The organism is Bacteroides sp. 3_1_13, assembly GCF_001185845.1.
Classification (GTDB): Bacteria; Bacteroidota; Bacteroidia; order Bacteroidales; family Bacteroidaceae; genus Bacteroides; species Bacteroides xylanisolvens.
In genome coordinates this window covers 332,494-351,985 of the sequence record NZ_KQ236956.1, presented here as the reverse complement: position 1 = coordinate 351,985, position 19,492 = coordinate 332,494, and the positions used below count along the sequence as shown (strand labels likewise).

General features: G+C 40.4%; 14 protein-coding genes and 1 pseudogene. 2 read left to right on the top strand and 13 right to left on the bottom strand.

Going from position 1 to position 19,492, the window contains the following annotated elements; genetic code table 11:
- Positions 1 to 2 precede the first annotated feature (2 nt).
- From HMPREF9009_RS13825 to HMPREF9009_RS13780, 11 genes and pseudogenes are all read right to left on the bottom strand, one after another.
- On the bottom strand, positions 3 to 1,076 hold the full coding sequence (locus HMPREF9009_RS13825; RefSeq protein WP_049702502.1) for an STM4015 family protein: 1,074 nt from the start codon (positions 1,074 to 1,076) through the stop codon (positions 3 to 5).
- A 214-nt stretch (positions 1,077 to 1,290) separates the two neighbouring features.
- Positions 1,291 to 2,424 (bottom strand): OmpA family protein, encoded by a 1,134-nt coding sequence (locus tag HMPREF9009_RS13820; protein ID WP_004317719.1) that lies wholly within the window; start codon positions 2,422 to 2,424, stop codon positions 1,291 to 1,293.
- Positions 2,425 to 2,826: 402 nt separating this feature from the next.
- On the bottom strand, positions 2,827 to 4,413 hold the full coding sequence (locus tag HMPREF9009_RS13815; protein ID WP_083444196.1) for an ATP-binding protein: 1,587 nt from the start codon (positions 4,411 to 4,413) through the stop codon (positions 2,827 to 2,829).
- A gap of 682 nt (positions 4,414 to 5,095) precedes the next feature.
- Positions 5,096 to 6,301: a cupin domain-containing carboxymuconolactone decarboxylase family protein gene (locus tag HMPREF9009_RS13810; protein ID WP_049702501.1), complete on the bottom strand. Its 1,206-nt coding sequence runs from the start codon at positions 6,299 to 6,301 to the stop codon at positions 5,096 to 5,098.
- Positions 6,302 to 6,500: 199 nt separating this feature from the next.
- On the bottom strand, positions 6,501 to 7,076 hold the full coding sequence (locus HMPREF9009_RS13805; protein ID WP_049702500.1) for a sugar O-acetyltransferase: 576 nt from the start codon (positions 7,074 to 7,076) through the stop codon (positions 6,501 to 6,503).
- A 73-nt stretch (positions 7,077 to 7,149) separates the two neighbouring features.
- Positions 7,150 to 7,266: pseudogene (locus tag HMPREF9009_RS26405) on the bottom strand (EamA family transporter); the annotation flags it as partial.
- 68 nt (positions 7,267 to 7,334) lie between these two features.
- Positions 7,335 to 8,492: a MalY/PatB family protein gene (locus tag HMPREF9009_RS13800; protein ID WP_049702499.1), complete on the bottom strand. Its 1,158-nt coding sequence runs from the start codon at positions 8,490 to 8,492 to the stop codon at positions 7,335 to 7,337.
- Positions 8,493 to 8,495: 3 nt separating this feature from the next.
- Positions 8,496 to 9,359, bottom strand: a complete 864-nt coding sequence (locus HMPREF9009_RS13795) for a DUF3737 family protein (protein WP_049702498.1) — start codon at positions 9,357 to 9,359, stop codon at positions 8,496 to 8,498.
- Positions 9,360 to 9,370: 11 nt separating this feature from the next.
- Positions 9,371 to 9,922, bottom strand: coding sequence for a cyclophilin-like fold protein (locus HMPREF9009_RS13790; protein WP_004297067.1), 552 nt, complete (start codon positions 9,920 to 9,922; stop codon positions 9,371 to 9,373).
- A gap of 17 nt (positions 9,923 to 9,939) precedes the next feature.
- A complete protein-coding gene (locus HMPREF9009_RS13785) occupies positions 9,940 to 10,971 on the bottom strand; it encodes an alpha/beta hydrolase (RefSeq protein WP_049702497.1) in 1,032 nt (343 codons plus the stop codon).
- Between the two features lie 410 nt (positions 10,972 to 11,381).
- On the bottom strand, positions 11,382 to 12,149 hold the full coding sequence (locus tag HMPREF9009_RS13780) for a class I SAM-dependent methyltransferase (RefSeq protein WP_004317699.1): 768 nt from the start codon (positions 12,147 to 12,149) through the stop codon (positions 11,382 to 11,384).
- Positions 12,150 to 12,327: 178 nt separating this feature from the next.
- On the opposite strand from HMPREF9009_RS13780, the gene HMPREF9009_RS13775 reads away from it, so the two are divergent.
- Positions 12,328 to 14,085 carry a 1-deoxy-D-xylulose-5-phosphate synthase gene (locus HMPREF9009_RS13775; RefSeq protein WP_049702496.1) on the top strand — a complete coding sequence of 586 codons (1,758 nt, stop codon included), beginning with the start codon at positions 12,328 to 12,330 and terminating at the stop codon, positions 14,083 to 14,085.
- A gap of 169 nt (positions 14,086 to 14,254) precedes the next feature.
- Here the strand turns inward: HMPREF9009_RS13775 and HMPREF9009_RS13770 are convergent, their stop codons facing one another.
- Positions 14,255 to 15,145: a helix-turn-helix domain-containing protein gene (locus HMPREF9009_RS13770; RefSeq protein WP_004304051.1), complete on the bottom strand. Its 891-nt coding sequence runs from the start codon at positions 15,143 to 15,145 to the stop codon at positions 14,255 to 14,257.
- Between the two features lie 155 nt (positions 15,146 to 15,300).
- Between HMPREF9009_RS13770 and HMPREF9009_RS13765 the strand changes: the two genes are divergently transcribed.
- Positions 15,301 to 15,972 carry a YczE/YyaS/YitT family protein gene (locus tag HMPREF9009_RS13765; protein ID WP_015532903.1) on the top strand — a complete coding sequence of 224 codons (672 nt, stop codon included), beginning with the start codon at positions 15,301 to 15,303 and terminating at the stop codon, positions 15,970 to 15,972.
- Positions 15,973 to 16,128: 156 nt separating this feature from the next.
- On the opposite strand, the gene HMPREF9009_RS13760 is transcribed toward HMPREF9009_RS13765, so the two are convergent.
- Positions 16,129 to 19,488 (bottom strand): S41 family peptidase, encoded by a 3,360-nt coding sequence (locus tag HMPREF9009_RS13760; RefSeq protein ID WP_049702495.1) that lies wholly within the window; start codon positions 19,486 to 19,488, stop codon positions 16,129 to 16,131.
- Positions 19,489 to 19,492: the final 4 nt, after the last annotated feature.

Sequence of the window (19,492 nt, the reverse complement as noted above, 5' to 3'; positions counted from 1 at the left end):
TCCTATTCTGTAATCATCGGGTAATACCACAATTCACCATCATATTCATCCGCCTCTTCGGTTTCGGCAATGTCTATTTTCATAGGAAGGTTCTGCAACTGTTTCTTCATGTCCTTACTCAAATAATTATAGCGCATATTGATAAACTTCAAGTGAGCGATTTTATCCATATTATCCAGCAACAACTGTGCACCTTCATCTTTCAGAGTACCGGCCGAAATATCCATGGTTTCAAGTTGAGGAAGAATATCCGATTCCAAGAACATTTCTACAATGCTGTCCTGTTCTTCAGAGTTAACAAGCCCCAGATAGGTCAGCTTCGGGAAACGCTCTTTGGAGAAAAGCGGACGGAAGATCTCAATATCACCTTCAAATCCGTAATCTTCCACACCAACATATAGAATCAGTTTTTCCAGATTGGGAAAATCAGAAGCAAGAATGTCCTCTACCACTTCAGTAGGCATACCACCACTGATTATTTCCAGCGACCGCAACTCCGGACGTGAAGTTTTTCCCAAGCGCAGATTGTTTGTTCCTTTTATTTTCAGATCCTTCAATTTAGGCATACTATCGAGCAGCGGACTAAGGTCGGCTTGTTCAATCCATGAAATCTCCTGTTCTTCCTGTTCAATATCACCCCAAAACAGGCCTTCTATCTGCGCAAACTTGTCCTTATTTTCAATGAGGCCTTGTAACAAAGCCGAACAGTCATCACCTTCATAATCCCAACAGCCAATCGTTATTTGCTTATATTCAGAGAGATGCTTGTCTTTCAATATCTTATCCAAAAGCTTCACATCGTTTTCATACTCATCATAACTCAATGTATATTTCTTAGCTTCCACTTTCATTTCACGTGCAGTTTCTTCGGCAGTTTCCACATAACCTTTCTTTGTCTTCTCTGCAATCAGTTTGTTGGCAGCCTTTTCAGCGTCTTCAGTAGTTGCGTAGTTTTTCACTTGTGTTTGTCCGTCAGTCCCCAGCTTACCATAATTTACAGTAACATCTGTTCCGACTACCTCTATACTCCAGAATTTCTGCGATTTAAAATCTTGGAAAACGAATACTCTCTTCATAATACAGTTTTTAATGGTTGATATTTGCACACTCAACACAGAACGCGCATGAACAATACTTGCAAAAATAGCTATTTTATGTAATGTACAAAGAAATCTGTTTACTAATCTTTCAGGATATTCAAAAATTAGCCGCTTATCTATAAAACCAGTACATACAACAAAGGCTGCCTTTTGGGCAGCCTTCATTATTCTATTTATGTAATCTATCTGTTTAATCTTCAATCGTACATATACTTACACGGTTCCAATCCGGTTCGGTAAACATGTCGCCTACGCCCTGACCTTCGGCAGTGATGCGGGATGCACTAATCTTGTATTTATTAACAAGGATAGTTTTTACAGCCTCTGCACGTGCAGCAGCGATTCTTGCGTTGACCTCCACACTACCTTCCGGAGAAGCGTATCCTTTAATAACTACTTTTGAGTCAGCATATTTCTTCATGTATGAAGCTACACGTTCCACGTTAGGAAGTTGGGAAGCGTCAACCGATGATTTACCTTGTCTGAAAGTAATGATAGATTCGGGCACACGGGCGGTTTTCACTACTGTCTCTACCGGAACAACTTTTGTACGACAGGCTTCAAGTTCTTCTTGCAGTCCGTTGATGCGCTGGTTGGCGTTGCTGATCTGACCGTCTTTGTTGTTCACTTCCGAACGAAGCGCATTGATGGAAGAGTTCAATCCGTCAATTTCAGCTTGGTTGTACACTCTCACTTTTGCAAAATGATGTGTTCCGTTACTTGTCTTAAAGTGATATGTCAATCCGGCTGTCAATTCGAAACCTGCGTTATTGGCATTGAAACGGCTCTTTGTTTCGGGGTAAGTGCCTTGCATATCATATACAATGGCAGGTTTGATACCCAATGTCCATGCTTTGCTTTCGCCCAAGTTGAAGTTGAAATTCAATCCCAAACGGGTAGACCAAGTGTTCTGATCTCCATCACCATTCACATAATAATGTAACCAGCCCATTCCTGCAACGGCTTCCACTTCAAACAAACGGGGTTCGCCTTTGTAACCTGCAAACAGGTTCATCAGGTTGACTTTACCCAATACGCTGACGTCGGAAGCATCGAAAGATGTTTTACTCGGAGTAGTATTAATGTATCCCATTCCTTGGAATCCCAAACCGAAGATAGGAGTTAATTGCTTGGAAACTCCCACTCCAAAAGCAGGACGCATACTTTTAAAGAAAGCACTGTGAGTAAGGGGAGTGATTGCACCGGCATTGACTTCCACAGACCAATTGTCTGTTACTTTTGTACCTTCTACAACTGATTGGGCATTTGCTGTAACGCCACCCAATATCAAGGCTAATAAAATAATCGATTTTCTCATAATCATAAGTTTTATAATGTAATGTTTTATCTGCTAAATCATTAGAAATGCTTTATTTGTCCATATCTAACTTTCTAGTTCATTTTTTAATTCGTTATTCACTTTAAACAACATATCATATCAAAAATTAGTTCGCAAGCCTGGTAGCCAATTAACATCTATTACATTTTCGAACAATCTAAAATATGAAAAATAGAACATCGACCGAAAGTTGTCAAAGGAAACATTAAAATCAACGTATATATCACATAGAGAACGGAATAATGGAAGATATAAGCTATCGTTTCCTTCCTCATCCTTCCAAAAAGATTTCTAAAAAAAAACGCTCAAACGGATGCTGTTTTTACCGTTTGGGCGTTACTTTTTGGGTTTGAAATTATATACTATACTTTTATTATCAATTCCCTACTATCCTTCTTCCTCTACTAACCATCGACTCAAATTGCGTTCTTCCTTACTGAACTCTGCACCTATTTTCACTATACGGCAACCATTAGTAGTATAAGGTATGAGATAGCCGCGATTATCAATCTGCGCCAATGCTTCTTCTGCGGTACCGTTTAGCTTAAATTCGAAGACATAAACAGCATTTGCAGTTTTCACCACAGCGTCAGCACGTCCCAGGGCACTTTGCACTTCGGCGTTAATAAACTGCCCCAGTAGTTTAAAAACAAGATAGAATACCACTTGATAGTGACGCTCTGTCTTATCATTCAGTTCGTAGGGGAAATCGGCAAAGAACGCACGAAGGCGGGTGAGGAAAGCCTCAACATCTCCTGCCCTTAGTTCTTTTACAAACTGTCCGATATAGAAGGGGGCTTTCGATTCATCCAATGAGGTATAAAACGGAGTGATAAAATTAAGAAAGCCATACTTCACCTCATCATTGGGGTAACCCAGCTTGTAGAGACGCAGTTCTGTATCATATCCTTTAATGGTCAGATAGCCGCTTTGATAAATCATCGGCACAGGGTTGTTTACGTCAGCACGGTCGTCGGTAAGAGAGGCAGCAGTTACTTCCAATCCGTCCAGTTCACGCAAATCATAATGGGTCTTCTTCAGCATTTCGGCAAGGAAAGTGGGTGTTCCGCTGGCAAACCAGTAATTCTCAAACATCCCGCTCCTAAGCACATTCAGTATGCTGAACGGGTTGTACATACCTTCCTTACGGACATAGTTGAAATGATATCCGTCATACATACGAGTAAGGTATGCCATACAGTCTTCTTTTGTCAAACCGTTCCTTTCTGCCAACCGTTCCAGTTCCGGGACGAAATTGGCTTCAATTTCCGGGCGGGTCATACCACAAAGAGCATTGTATTGCGGGTCGAAGCTGATATCGATCAGTTGGTTGAGAGTGCTGAATATACCCATTTGAGCAAATTTGGTCACTCCGGTGATAAAGACGAAGCGCAACCAGGGGTCTGCATCCTTCAATACAGTGTAGAAAGCTGTGAGCATTTCGCGGAACTTACTTTGTAATTCCGGGTTATGCATAGAGCGGAGCAGCGGTTTATCGTACTCGTCAATAAGAACAACTACACCACGACCAGTCTGTCGGTATGCCTCTTTGATAACTTGCATGAAACGACCGGAATAACTCAAGCCTTCCTCGCTGATTCCATAGTTTTTTTCCCAACTACGAAGTTGCAATTCGAGTCCGTTTCTCAATCCTTCTATTTCAGAGTAGTCTTCGGCATTCAGGCTAAGATGCAGTACAGCGTGTTCGTTCCATTCTGTTTCAAACTGTTCAATGGCAAGTCCTTCAAAAAGTTCTTTCTTTCCACAGAAATACGCTTCCAGCGTAGAAAGCAGCAGACTTTTGCCAAAACGACGCGGACGGCTAAGGAAATATGGATTGCCCGTTGAGGCAAGTTCGTAGACAAATGCTGTTTTGTCAACATACAAATAGCCGTCGCGACGAAGTCTCTCAAAACTTTGTATTCCGATAGGCAGATTGCGCCGGGGTCCTTTCAAACGGTCCATGATATCCATAACTTCTTCTCTTTATAAATGAAACCTTTGCAAAGATAACAAATCTTACAGTGAATCGATCATCAAATATGAGGTTTTATTATCTCGTCCTGCAAAGTTTCCGACAGATAAAAACAGGTATTCAAGGTGCATTTCAAAACAAAGCTGATAGATAACATAGAGTAACAATAACAAGAATAGTGGAGGAACTATATTTTATAAAATTAAATTACCCAGTCAACATATCAATTATTATTACCACAACCACACAAGTTTCTACCCTTTAGAGAAAGGTTATACAAAAAAGATAACAACCTACCACATAAACATAAAGAGCGTTATTAATAAATACTGTGACCGTTTATTATAAACGTCCCCCCTGTTTATTATAAACTTTAAAATCTGAATTTGCAAAAATATATTCAATAATAGGTTACAAAAAAGGCTGCGAACTCTGTAAAGTTCGCAGCCTTTGGGCTATATCTGTTGCCTTATCCCCTAGTATAAGCTAAGGGAATGAGCTAAGTTCGTTGTAATATTATACTATTTTCCATCCATTTCATATCCATATTCCGTCTCTTTTTTCATTTAGTAATCATTCGTTTCATACTTTCCCGGACTACAAATATATAACATTAAAAAGCGTTTGTCAAGTCCCGGATAGATTTTAATCGTTATCTTTCGGGATGCATCAATGTCTTTATTATTTTTCCGGAATCACTTCGTTCAGACAGGCTATGGCATTGAGTGTGCGCGGATAACCAATAAATGGCAAGAGTTGCGTTACGACTGCCAGCAACGTATCTTTATTATTCCCTACGTTGGCATTTCCCTGTATGTGACTTTTTACCTGCGATTCACAGCCGCCTAAAGAAACAAGTATCGAGAATGTAATCAGTTCGCGGGTCTTTACATTCAGTCCGCTACGTGTCTGATAGTCGCCGAAACAGTTGGCGGAGAGGTAACGTTGGATGTGCTTCTGATTGTCGGGAGCGTTCTTATGCATCTGTTCTATCCGTTCACCAAATATGGATTTCTGCAATTCCAGTCCCTTATTGAAACGTGTTTCGGATGATACAACCGATTGTCCTTCCAAAGGAAGACGCACGCCACGGGCGAGCAATATATCATTGGTGATACCGATAAAATCTCTGACCTTAGCCATGCCCGCATAGGCTACTGACTGGTAAAGGATTTCTTTTATTTCTATCGGAGCAATGCCTTCATTAAGTGCGCTTTCGAGTGTGATGCGGTATTCGGCCTGCGCTTGTGAAGCAATATTGGATGCCAATGTTACCATAAGACGGGGTTTAATGTCCAGTGCACCGTATTCTTGCACTTCTTTTGTAAAATTACTAAATATATCGTCCAATTCAGGATCGGTAGCTTGCAGTCCGATTGCTACGTTATCTTTCGTTACTTCGGCATACTGTTGGTCATCCACTCGTTCCAACCATGTATTCTGGTTGGTCTGCGGATTGCATCCGATAGCCAGATGTGAGAACCAACTATCGGGAGCGGCGCCATGCCAGTGTTCTATGTTCGGAGCAATTTCAACCACATCACCGGGAAGTAAACGGCGCGCCGCTTTACCACGTTCCTGATAATATCCCACACCGCCGACGGCAATCAGGAGTTGTCCACCCGTATGGCTGTGCCAATTATTCCGACAGCCAGGCTCAAAAGTAACGTTGGACATGGGTACATTCAAGTCTTTGTTACCAGTCAGCGGTGCCAGCCAAGATCTACCCGTGAAATATTGTTCGAATCCTGTATTCGCTTTTCCTACCGGAAATGCGCTGATGTTTTGAGGTACTTCTTCTTTTTTCATATTCTGTGCATTTATAGATTGCATCGGGATTTGCATCATTCCGATGGCTGTTACAATAATAAAAAACAATTTTCTCATATAATACGTACGGTTTTTATTGTTTCTCTCTGATAATGCAAAGTTAGCTATTCTGTTCCAACTCTTTATGATACAAATTACGGATATAGAAACCCAAATTACAGATTTTGAAGTATGTGTATTTTCTACACATTACGAACAAGAAGTTTTTACCACAATACAGGTAAATTATTTAATATATAAATATTAAAAAGAAATATCAATCCTCTATCTGTTTAAGGATTCTACACGGATTGCCAACCGCCAGCACATTGGCCGGAATAGACTTTGTGACAACGCTCCCTGCCCCAATAGTTGTATTATCGCCAATAGTTACTCCCGGAAGAATGATGCATCCTCCACCAATCCACACATTATTCCCAATAATCACCGGAGCTGTCTGTGACTTCCAAAAAGTACTGTTTTCAGAGGTTCTTTCCGATGCCTTTGTAGAATGAAAAACAGTATAAATATGTACTCCCGGCCCAATCCCCGAATTATCACCGATAACAATCTTGTTACAATCAAGAAAAACGCAATTCATATTAACCTCTACATTCTTCCCGATATAAATATTCTCACCATAGTCCACAAAGAAAGGAGCACTAATCCAGACATTATCCCCCCTTGAACCGATTAATTCATCTAATAAATCAGAAATTTTACCTGCATCAGTAGTGAGAGTATTATTATACTCCTGTTGAAGCTGCTTTGCTTTATGCCATCTGGTCAATAACTCATTATCAGCACAATCATAAACTTCTCCCGCCAACATTTTTTCTTTTTCCGTTCTCATTTTTCAAATTATTGATTTATTCATCCTGATACAAATATAAGGAATTACATCATTAAAATGAGCACGTTTGCCCAAGCTTTTTCTTTATAATTTGTTCTCCCCGCAAATGACAAATTCCAAGAAATATAATCCCGGTAGCCATAAACTAGAATGCTCCGAGAAGAAAAGGCAAAAAGTCTTTTAAGGCCACTACTTCTTTTCATTCGTATTTACGGGGAGTGAGAAGGGGGATCTCTCAATAAACTGACAATTATTTTATTATTTCAAAGCCCGCTTCAATCTGTTTAATCCGTCTATCAACCGCTGTCGCGGACAAGCAATATTGATACGGATAAATCCTTCACCAGCCTCTCCATACAGGCTGCCTTCGTTTACCCAAAGTTTTTCTTTCTTCAACAAGTCTTTGACTATTTCCGCTGACGCCTGATGCAGAACCGAACAATCTACCCAAACTAAATACGTACCTTCCAACATCATTACAGGAAACTCCGGAAGATAGGTCTCGAAATAACCTTTTAAATAGATGTAATTCGCAAACAAATAGATTTTAAGTTCTTCCAGCCATTCTTCCCCCTCATTATAAGCAGCTATCAACGCCTCCACTCCAAAAGGATTCACATCACAGACTTCATTTATATTAATCGCCTTATCTATCCGCCTCCGTACATCTGCATCTGCGGAAATGATATTGGCTATCTGAAGTCCTGCCAAATTAAAGGCTTTGCTAGGCGAAACAAAAGTGACCGAGTTCAGTAGGAATTCTTCTGATATAGAAGCAAAAGGAGTATATTCATGCCCCAGAAATACCAATTCACAATGAATTTCATCCGCAACCACAAAGACATTATTTCGAATACAAATCTCACCTATCCGCCTTAACTCTTGTTTGCTCCACACTCTTCCGGCAGGATTGTGCGGATTACATAACAACAGAAGTTTTACCTTCGGGTCTGAAGCTTTCCGCTCCAAATCATCAAAGTCAATCTGATAGCCCCTGTTTCTATATACCAAAGGATTGGCAATCATCTCGCATCCGTTATTACGGATAGAGGAGAAAAAACAGTTATATACAGGTGTCTGCACCATTACTTTATCTCCGGGCAGCGTCAATGCTTTAATAACAGCAGATATTGCCGGCACAACGCCGGTGGTGTAAATAATCCACTCTTTTTCCATCCGCCAGGCATGTCGCCGAACAAACCAATTTACAACTGCCTCGTAGTATGCATCAGGTACACGTACATAACCGAAAATCCCATGTTCCACCCGTTTCTTCAATGCCTCCACGACAGGGGGAGCCGTACGGAAATCCATATCAGCTACCCACATCGGCAATACATCCGCATCTTCAGCCGAATCCCATTTATAAGAATTCGTTCCTCTGCGTGGAATAATTTCATCGAAATTATATTTCATATTTCAATTAAAACAGGTTAGATCGTCCCAAAGTTTCAATTCGCAATTTGCTGGTGATTTAATATTTTCGTCCCAAATGATTGCTCCGAAACTTTCGGCAACAATACTTCCCGTACGAGGATTTTTTACGCTATGAACGGGACTTTTAATCGTTGCCTTCACACTACTGTGTTCAAAAGCAAGGTCAGCATCTTCTGCCATCGTACAATTTTCCATCACCAGATCATGTGCGTAGCAAAGCGGTTGAGTCCCCGAAATCCTGCAATTTACCAAACGTAAGTTTTTAGAATGCCATCCCAAGTACTCTCCGTTCAGCTCGGAATCATAGACTGTTACATTTTCCGTATTCCAGAAAGCATCTTTGGAGTTGATAACTGCATTACGGATTTCTACATTCTTGCAATATTGGAACGAATAGTTCCCGTTTTGGGCATAGTTTTGTATCTTAATATTCTCACTGTGTATAAAAAGGTAATCCGCTTTATCAATCTGTACGTTCTTCAGTTCTATATTACGGCAATACCAAAACGTTTCCAAAGCATTAGGCAACTGCACGTTTTCGAGTTTTATTCCGTCCATTTCACGGAACATCTTCGGTGCTTCTACCAAGGTATCTGCCATTTGCAGACTTTGAGAGTACCATAGAGCAGCACGGGCTCCCTCTGTAAAGAGACAGTTTTTCACAATGAATCCGTTGGTATGCCAAAAAGGATATTTTCCTTCAAAACGACAGTTGATTGCTATAATATTACTACATTCTTTCAATGCAGATTCACCGGCGTGAATTGTTACATCTTCCAGTTGAAGGTCGTGGGTCGCGAACAGAGGACGTTCGCCTCCATATTCTTTATTTCTTATTTGTTCCATTAGTTTATTCTTTAATCTGTTATTTCAAAAGTTACATTTACGCCTCCTGAACCAAGGGCGGAGGCCAGTCCTGAAGGATTTGTTATACGTCCTAAACGGGTATAAGTATATGAAGTGGAAAAGGTTTCATAAAATAGGACCACACAAGTGGAACCGTAAAGCATCAAGTCACCTGTCCGAATAGTCCCGGGATTGGACGACGCTGTCGGCAAACCCTTCGACAGATAATAATATTTTTCATTACCATGCAGTTCGGACATATCCACTGTCATAGGGAGTAGTCTCTTAAATGCTTTCGCTGTCTCATTATTGTCCAATGTGGCATTGAATGAAACAGGTCCGATTGTTATTTTAAGATTATTGCTCACTGGGGTATCATCGTTATTGTCGTCATTATCATCGGGATTATTGCCATTATTGTTACTGCCATTATCACCGGAACCAGAACCATTACCCGGAGTCACTTGTTGACCTGTTCCCTGTATAGGTTCATCTTCGCTACATGATGCGGAACCGACCGATAATGTCAGCATAGTAAGAATTGCTATTATATAGTATCTCATATTTATAGTATTAAAACTTATTTCTTTAGATATTCCTTAAAGAAGGATTCCAGTTTATTAAATGGAATAAGGCTTACACGATCGTAAAGATCTACGTGTCCGGCGCCGGGTACTATATACAGTTCTTTAGGTTCGGCGGCCAATCGGTAAGCGTCTTCACTAAATTCACGTGAGTGGGCATTTTCACCGGTGATGAAAAACATAGGGCGGGGTGAAATAGTCTCAATATCTTCGAAAGGATAGAAATTCATAAATTTCACATTACTTGAAAGTGTAGGATGAGTGGTGGTCATAGGAGTTGCTCCGTCGGGGGTAAATTCTCCTCTTTGTGTACGGTAGAACTCATAGAACTCCCGTTCAATCGGACTGGACTTTTCTGTCAGTTGATGTACGGTGCCACCTGTATATTTAGTTTCTCCACCTAAAAATTCAGCATAACGCTGTTCTGCCGCTTCAGCCATTATTTGCTTTCTCTGTTCCAATGTCAATGAGTGTTTTAACCCGTTACGGCTAGCCGTACCCATATTGTACATACTGATTGTCGCAATGGCTTTAAGGCGAGGGTCTATTTTCGCTGCACTGATAGCAAAACTTCCACTGCCGCAAATACCGATTACTCCAATCAGATTCCGGTCAACAAACGGACGGGTACCTAAAAAATCAACTGCGGCACTAAAGTCTTCCGCATAAACTTCCGGCAGAACAGCATTGCGCGGCTCGCCTTCACTCCCACCCCAAAAAGACAGGTCTATGGAGAGTGTTACAAAACCCCGTTCGGCCATTTTCGTTGCGTAAAGGTTCGCGCTCTGTTCCTTGACAGCTCCCATTGGATGTCCGACAATGATTGCAGGGTATTTGTCCCCTTCTTTCATATTCTTAGGCAGAAACAAATTTCCGGCTACCTTCATTTTATACTGGTTGGAAAAAGAAACTTTCTCCACACTTACCAAATCACTTTTATAAAAGTTATCTGCATCTGTCTGTGCAGAAGAAAAACTAGTTCCAAGCATCATCATAAATACAGTTGTTAATAATAAAATCCGTTTCATATCTCTTATTTTTAATTATTAAAGAATTGATTGTCTACTTTCTACATTGTAAAAATACGATGAAAGAAAGAGACTGTATGTAGATGAATTACTGACATTATTACCCGAATTACAGATTCTATTTTTTATCAATCTGCTATAATATCTATTCTAACCTATTTAAGGAAATGAAGTAAGTATCAAAACCAAGGAAGCCAAAGTCAGACTTCCTACTTTAGCGAACGCCAAATTTATTACGAGAAGTAACTAAAGAATCATTAAACAAAATGAGAAAAGTCGAAACTGAAAAAGAATTCTGATGAGTACTTCCAGTTCAAAAGGATAAAGACAGCCCCAAAAGGCCTTTAGGCAACCACGTTACCATACTGATTGCCGACAAATTACATTTTCACTTATTTATTAATAAAATCTCAATACACTAAATCACATTGACAAATAAATATCTGTTTTGCCGAATTATCGTCAAATGCCTCTTCTTCAAATCCGCCATACTTATGATTAATATGAAAACCATTCCATTCCAAATATGAATCTAACTCTTGAGGGAAGAACATTCTCATATCCAGATTTTGAATAGAGTTGAACTTGCCATTGATAAAATAATGCCATTCGATACGGTTAATCTGAGTTTTATTTTCATATCGCATAGTCTGCTTTATCAATACTTCTCTACCGTCATCGGTTGTATATGCAGCAATTTCTTTCTGCTCTTTTCCACCTTCAACTATATATTGGATATTCGGATTAAAACAATCAAACAGAAATAAGCCACCGTCTTTGAGGTGATTCTTAACGACATTAAATACCTTAAATAAATCTTCATTCTTATATAAATGATGAATTGAATTAAACGGAATAAAGATAAAGTCGTATTTTTCCGGCAAATTCAAAGTTCTGATATCTGCCTCGATAAAACTTATTTCTAATCCTGCTTCGGAAGCTTTAATTTTTGCCTGGGCAAGCATTGAAGGGGTATAATCAATCCCAGTAATATCATATCCTTCCTTTGCAATGGGCAGAGTGAGCCTGCCCGTACCACAACAAAGTTCAAGTATCCTGGCATCCTTGTTTTCCGGCAGCCATCGCTTATAAAAGTACCAATCATCTAGATTAGTATTCATCGCATCATAAATATTTGCATCATAAATTAAATCGCCCACTTTATAATCACTATTCATATATGTTGTCCTCCAATATATATTATCTACTATTTTTATGTTTATCGTCAGTCCTATTTTCCAAGGTCGGTAATATAGGTAAAATAATCCGTAATCTATATACAAACCGAATCTAAAATCAGCAGTATCTTTGCAGTGTGATAAAGATAATAGGTATAAACGTAAAAAACAAATTGATATGTATTTAGAAAATATTTACTCTCCTGCAGACGTAAAGAAGTTATCGTTTAAAGAACTCAATGATTTAAGTAATGAAATCCGTGCATCACTCCTGCAAAAGTTGAGTGAACACGGCGGGCATTTCGGCCCTAATTTCGGAATGGTGGAAGCGACTATCGCTTTACATTATGTATTCAACTCACCAGAAGACAAGATTGTTTTTGATGTATCGCATCAGAGTTATGTACATAAGATGCTGACCGGACGGAAAGATGCTTTTCTCTATCCGGCAGAGTATGACAACGTATCCGGTTATTCCGAACCACAAGAAAGTAAGCATGATTTTTTTGTTATCGGTCATACTTCCACTTCCGTCAGCCTGGCTAGCGGATTGGCAAAAGGACGCGACCTGATCGGTGGCAATGAGAATATCATAGCTGTGATAGGCGACGGTTCCTTAAGTGGCGGCGAAGCATTTGAAGGATTGGACTATATGGCGGAGCTTGGTACAAACATGATTATTATTGTCAATGACAATCAGATGTCTATTGCCGAAAATCACGGTGGACTATATAAGAACCTGAAAGAATTGCGTGACAGTAACGGTCAGTGCGAATGTAACTTCTTCAAGGCGATGGGACTGGACTATATATATGTAAATGACGGTAACGATGTACAGGCGTTGATTGAAGCATTCTCCAAAGTGAAAGATATTCAGCATCCGATAGTAGTACACATCAACACTTTGAAAGGTAAAGGTTATGAACGTGCCGAACAGGATAAAGAGACTTATCACTGGCGCACTCCATTCAATCCGGAAACCGGAGAAGCAAAAGTCAGTTATGAGGAAGAAGATTACAGCGAAGTAACCGCTCAATATCTGCTGAAAAAGATGAAAGAAGATTCTCGTGTGGTGACAATCACTTCGGGTACTCCTGCCGTTCTCGGATTCACTCCGGACCGCCGCAAGGAAGCTGGCAAACAGTTTGTAGATATCGGTATTGCAGAAGAACACGCAGTAGCTCTTGCTTCGGGTATCGCAGCCAATGGCGGAAAACCTGTTTACGGAGTGTATAGTACATTTATCCAACGTTCATACGATCAACTTTCGCAAGATCTCTGTATCAATAATAACCCGGCTGTTTTGTTGGTATTCTGGGGTACACTGTCCGGAATGAATGATGTAACTCACCTCTGCTTCTTCGATATTCCGCTCATCAGCAATATTCCTAATATGGTTTATCTGGCACCGACTTGCAAAGAGGAATATCTTGCTATGCTAGAATGGAGCATCCGCCAAAATGAACACCCTGTTGCTATCCGTGTGCCGGCAACAGATGTAATTACTTGTGGGGAACCGGTGGAGACTGATTATAGTGTTCTCAATCGCTATAAAGTAACGCATCGTGGATCGAAAGTAGCCATTCTTGCTTTAGGTTCGTTCTATGGATTGGGACAGTCGGTTGCATCACTTCTGAAAGAAAAAGCCAATATTGACGCAACACTCATCAATCCGCGTTACATCACCGGTGTAGACAACGAACTGATGGATGAACTGAAAGCAGATCACGAATTAGTGATTACGTTGGAAGACGGTGTATTGGATGGCGGTTTCGGTGAAAAGATTGCCCGTTATTATGGTGCTACAAACATGAAAGTTCTGAACTTTGGAGCTAAAAAAGAATTTGTTGACCGATATGATATACAGGAGTTTCTCCGTGCCAATCATCTGACGGATGAACAGATTGTAGAAGATATCACAGCAGTGATCGGTTAAAATCAAACCCATGCACTATATATTCAGGTAGGTTGATGTATACGGTCTTTAAGGACAGTTGCATCAACCTACTTCCATTTTCATTCAAATCAGTCATTTTGTTATTTAAATTCATTATATTCCCTATTCAGTTCAGTAATTCCCCATTCAGTTCAGCAATCCTTTCCGTTCAAATCAATAATCCTTTCCGATAATTCAACGGAGTCTGTCCCGCATTTCTTTTAAAGAACTTACAAAAACCGGCTGCATCACTAAACCCCAGTTTAGCAGCAATCTCGCCAACCGTAAATTTGGTAGAACTCAATAAAGTACGCGCTTCCATTACTAACAATTCATTAATAAGGCTATTGATAGTCTTACCTGTTCCAAGACGTACAATGCGTGCCAGATACTGTTCACTAATAGCCAGTTTATCCGCATAAAAGCTCACGAAATGTTCTTCCCTGAAATTACGGGTAACGAGTGCATGAAATTCTTGCAGAACGTGGTCTTTACGACTGATCTCTTTTTTGATAACGGTCTTTCGGGAAAGAAAATCTGCTATATCCAAAAACAGAGAATTGCACGCTGCCTGTATACGCCGGAAAAGGAAATGATGTTCAATATTCATCAGATGCATCAATACTTCCAGCTCCTTATGGATGATTTGAGCTTCGTACTCCGTCAACTGAATCGTATATTGCTTATTCCGCCTCATGGTTGCCAACAGGATTGCCGTGATTTGTGTCAGATATGAATCGTCTGTCCGCATAGATTCGGAAAGGGCAAGAGTGATAAATTTAATATCCCGACTTGAATAAAGATGTTCCGTGAGATAATTTGCTCCGTGAATAAGTAACATATTCGGTTCTATCGCAATAAACTCTCCATTCAGTAGAATTTCCGAACGACCTTCAAGAACGAATATCATATAAAGCTCCCGATTGAAATAACATTCATTTGCCGGATAACTTCTATCTTTATATTCACTCCGGAAACAGACTACCTCCTCTTTATAATGAGGAAGTTCAGGATGCTCCTTCAATAGTTGCGTATTATCAAATATACGAGATTTTACCATTTACACCTTTATTTTATGACGTAAAAATACGATTTGTTTCGGATATGACAAAAACTGTATGGAATTAGATAATCTATTTCAGAGTAAAAAACAGGACCTTTGCATATCCTTTTCAATACATGAGAAGGGAATCAATAGAAAGAGGTTAAAAAGACATGGAAATGAAAGAGATTTTTAAGAGGTATTTAGTGTTTGTTATCGGACTCTATTTTTTAGCGGCAGGTATCGTGTTGATTATACGCTCGGCATTGGGAACTACTCCCATATCGAGCATCAATTATGTGTTAAGCCTAAATAGTCCTTTATCGTTGGGTACTTGCACATTTATCATCAATATGGTGCTTATCCTAGGACAATTTTGGTTAATCCGAAAGAATAGAACCCGACAGGATATTATTGAAATTCTTCTTCAGCTACCGTTCTCTTTTATCTTTTCGGCATTCATTGATTTTAATATGATGCTGACAAGCGAACTGCATCCCGCTAATTATGGTATGTCGATTGCTTTATTACTTACAGGATGCATGGTGCAGTCTATCGGAGTAGTGCTTGAACTGAAACCAAGAGTAGCCATGATGAGCGCAGAAGCATTTGTGAAATATGCATCCCGCCATTATAACAAGGAATTTGGAAAGTTCAAAGTTTATTTTGATATTACTTTGGTTACATTAGCCGTGATTCTCTCGCTCCTGCTGACTCAAGGTATTCAGGGAGTACGCGAAGGATCACTCATTGCCGCTTGTATAACGGGGTATATCGTCAGCTTCCTGAATCAGAAGATAATGACTAGAAAAACCCTCCATAGATTACTGCCGGTCTGGAAGTAAGCCCTATATCTATTTAAAATAAACGCCTTATAAAAGGAGTCATATAAAAAGGTCAATATAAGAAAATCACTATAAAAGAAAGTCGCTTCTCTGTTAGAATCTAATTGATTCTTTCAAAGAAGCGACTCTTTATTTTAGATATAATTACACTCGTATTTACTTCTTCTGACTATCTATCTCTTTCAGAAGTTCATCCACAGCCACCTTTAGTTGGGTATCCTCTCCTTTGACTACTGTTTCCGGATTATTGGCAACCTTTACATCTGGTTCCAATTGGGTATTTTCCAAATAACTGCCGTCAGGCAAACGATAACCGACGATAGGAATACCAAAAACCAGTGAAGGATCTTGTAAAGTTTCCCAGGACACACTTGTCATAGTACCTGGAACAGGCATACCGACAAGTTTGCCAATCTTTTGATGTTTATATACCCACGGAGTTCCGTGTGCATTCGAGTAGTTAGCTTCACATTGCAGCATAATGGAAGGTTTGTTCCAACGACGGCTCGGCATATCACATGCTTCACGTCCGCGTACCACTTGTGTGAAGTATTTCTGACCACTGAACAGTATTTCAATATCTTCATGCAGACGGCCACCACCATTGAAACGGGTATCAATCACAATGCCTTCGCAGTTGTTATATTTTCCAAGAATGTCCGAGTATACAGTACGGAAGCTGTCATCTCCCATCGACTGAATATGAACATATCCCAAACGTCCTTTCGACCATTTTTCAACATCTGCCGCACGTTGTTTTACCCAACGTTTGTATAACAATCCATTCAGTTGCCCGTTAGTGACCGGCATCACCACTTCTTCCCAACGCTCTTTACTTTGTGGATTGTAGATTGAAATCAATGTTTTCTTCCCTGCTTTATTATTCAGCAAGCAGGTTATGTCATTATCGAGAGTTATCTCTTCTCCATTAATCTTTTCAATGATGCAACCAGCCTTTACTTTGGTACGTGAATGATCGAACGGACCTTTTTCTATTACTTCGGCAATCTGCATTCCTTTTCCCTGATAATCCCAGTCGAACAAGAGTCCGAGATTAGAAGTGACATCTCCTTTTCCTTTGGGAGAATAACGTCCTCCGGTATGTGAAACATTCAGCTCACCCAACCACTCACTCAATAATTCTGCAAAGTCATAATTGTTATCAATATGAGGCAAGAACTTACGATAAGCATTAGTCATAGCATCCCAGTCAACCCCGTGCATATTGACATTGTAGAAGCGTTTTTGATGCTGTTTGTACACATGGTCAAACATCGTTTCACGTTCGGCAGCCAAATCCATTTTCATTTCAGCCTGATAGCTGATGGGCTTCAACGCATCCGACTTGGCATCCATCTTTTGCATAATCCGGCTTCCCAACAAAAAGATATCTCCTTTTTTGTCCAACATCAACGATGCCCAACCGGTATTGAGTTTGTGCAGACGCTTCGTATCTTTTTCACGGAGATTCATTTTCCAAAGGTCATATCCATCTTCGAACGCACAGAAATAGTAAAGATCTTCCCCGTCTTTTGAAAGTATGGCACTACCCAAGTCGGATGAATTGGGAGTCAGACGTACGATACGGTCTTCAATGCCGTTCAGCTCGACAAGTATCTCTTTTTGGTCTGCCTTATCCTCGGCGGACTCTTCCTGATCGCTATCTTTGCTGCTATCTACCTTGCTCTTTTCCTTGTCGGACTTGCCTTTGTCAGCCTTTCCCTTGTTAACATTTCCTTTATCTGCTTTTTCCGCCTTAGACTTCTTTCCGTCTTTCGTCTTCTCATCGTCTTTCTCCTTTGCCTTCTTCTGTTCCTTTTCAAATTCCTTGAGTAATTCGAAATCTTCCTTACTCAAACGGTAACGATCATAAGCATCCTGATTGAGAAACACCAACATCACATCTTGCTGCGATCCCCAGGAAGCGTGCGCACGCATACCATAGCGTTCGGTTTGGAAAAGAATAGCATTCCCATCGAGTACCCAACGCGGAGCACCACTGATATATCCACTATTTGTCAGATTAGTAATTGCCCCTCCCTGTGCGCTGACAATGCCTACATCCGAATAAGGATCGTGGCGGTTGCCTATAAATTCAAGAGTGAACCATTTACCATCAGGCGACCATTCGTAATCAAATCCTCCTCCGGTGTTATACCATGTAGAACCATCCGTTACCTGACGTACCTTTTTTGTTTTCAAATTGAGTACCATCAAACGATTACGGTCTTCGATAAAAGCCAATTCTTTGCCATCCGGTGAATATTGCGGATAAGCACGTTCTACCGTTTTGGACGGTAGTAATACTTCCTCTTCAATAAGAGTGGCATTAGGGAAATTCGGGTCTTCCTTACGACTTATTTTAGCGGTATAAAGTTGCCAGTTACCGGTTCGCTCACTGGCATAAACCAGTGTCCGGTTGTCCGGAGCAAAAGAAACGGCAGCTTCTTTTGCCGGAGTATTTGTGATTTGCTTGGTTGTAGCATAATCAGTTGAAGTCACAAACACATCACCACGTACAATAAAAGCAATTTGCTTACCGTCCGGAGATACAGAAGCGGAAGTTGCTCCCTGTGAGAATTTAAGTGTAGCAAGCTGCTGCTCATCATCACGGACCAGTTCTACTTTTACTTTTTCCGGACGTGCACCAGACTTCTGTGTGTATAACTCACCATCATAGGTATAACATAAGGTACCTTTATCGCTGACAGACAAAAAACGTACCGGGTGAGTTTTGAAAGTAGTCACAGCTTTCACTTCCTGTGGAGTATTCAAAGAGAAAGTATACACATTGAAGGAACCTCCATCACGCTCACTTAAAAAATAGACAGCATTACCATCAGGTGCATACACAGGATTACGGTCCTCTCCTCCCCGGTTTGTCAGGTTCGTATGTTTTCCCGTTTGGGTATTATATAACCAAATATCTCTCGTAATGGAAGAAGTATGATGCTTTCTCCATTCATCCTCAAACCCTTTACGATCCTGATAAAGAAAATTCTTCCCTGTTTTATCAAAACAGACCAGTTCTGCAGGAGTGCCCAGCACTTGCTCGGTACGTCCGCCGGCAACAGGAACTTTATATAATTCCGTCATTGCTCCTGTAGGAAACAGGGCACTGCTTGCCGGATCCTGTATAGAAGCAGAGAAAAAGACATACTTTCCATCCGGAGTAAAAGCCGACGGTATTTCTGATGCAGAATGATAGGTCAATCGCCGGGCGGCACCTCCGTCAGCAGGCATAATAAATAAGTCAAAATTTCCATTCCGGTCACTGGCAAACGCAATTTGCTTGCCATCGGGCGACCAAACCGGATTGGCTTCATAAGAGGTTTGTGTGGTGAGTTGAACAGCTGTTCCTCCTTGTGCAGGGACTTTATAAATGTCACCCTTGTAACAAAAAACAATTTCTGATCCATCCGGTGAAATACGTGCATCACGCATCCACAAAGGAGTAATTGCATAGCTGGATAATACTAATAATACCAGCGCTAAAGAAGTTATTAGTTTCTTCATATCA

What these genes read in the sequence shown, in the direction of transcription:
- HMPREF9009_RS13825 (WP_049702502.1), bottom strand. Translation starts at nt 1,076, where the DNA reads ATGAAGAGAGTATTCGTTTTCCAAGATTTTAAATCGCAGAAATTCTGG.
- HMPREF9009_RS13810 (WP_049702501.1), bottom strand. Translation starts at nt 6,301, where the DNA reads ATGAGAAAATTGTTTTTTATTATTGTAACAGCCATCGGAATGATGCAA.
- HMPREF9009_RS13780 (WP_004317699.1), bottom strand. Translation starts at nt 12,149, where the DNA reads ATGAATAGTGATTATAAAGTGGGCGATTTAATTTATGATGCAAATATT.
- HMPREF9009_RS13815 (WP_083444196.1), bottom strand. Translation starts at nt 4,413, where the DNA reads ATGGATATCATGGACCGTTTGAAAGGACCCCGGCGCAATCTGCCTATC.
- HMPREF9009_RS13820 (WP_004317719.1), bottom strand. Translation starts at nt 2,424, where the DNA reads ATGATTATGAGAAAATCGATTATTTTATTAGCCTTGATATTGGGTGGC.
- HMPREF9009_RS13785 (WP_049702497.1), bottom strand. Translation starts at nt 10,971, where the DNA reads ATGAAACGGATTTTATTATTAACAACTGTATTTATGATGATGCTTGGA.
- HMPREF9009_RS13800 (WP_049702499.1), bottom strand. Translation starts at nt 8,492, where the DNA reads ATGAAATATAATTTCGATGAAATTATTCCACGCAGAGGAACGAATTCT.
- HMPREF9009_RS13790 (WP_004297067.1), bottom strand. Translation starts at nt 9,922, where the DNA reads ATGAGATACTATATAATAGCAATTCTTACTATGCTGACATTATCGGTC.
- HMPREF9009_RS13775 (WP_049702496.1), top strand. Translation starts at nt 12,328, where the DNA reads ATGTATTTAGAAAATATTTACTCTCCTGCAGACGTAAAGAAGTTATCG.
- HMPREF9009_RS13765 (WP_015532903.1), top strand. Translation starts at nt 15,301, where the DNA reads ATGGAAATGAAAGAGATTTTTAAGAGGTATTTAGTGTTTGTTATCGGA.
- HMPREF9009_RS13805 (WP_049702500.1), bottom strand. Translation starts at nt 7,076, where the DNA reads ATGAGAACGGAAAAAGAAAAAATGTTGGCGGGAGAAGTTTATGATTGT.
- HMPREF9009_RS13795 (WP_049702498.1), bottom strand. Translation starts at nt 9,359, where the DNA reads ATGGAACAAATAAGAAATAAAGAATATGGAGGCGAACGTCCTCTGTTC.
- HMPREF9009_RS13760 (WP_049702495.1), bottom strand. Translation starts at nt 19,488, where the DNA reads ATGAAGAAACTAATAACTTCTTTAGCGCTGGTATTATTAGTATTATCC.
- HMPREF9009_RS13770 (WP_004304051.1), bottom strand. Translation starts at nt 15,145, where the DNA reads ATGGTAAAATCTCGTATATTTGATAATACGCAACTATTGAAGGAGCAT.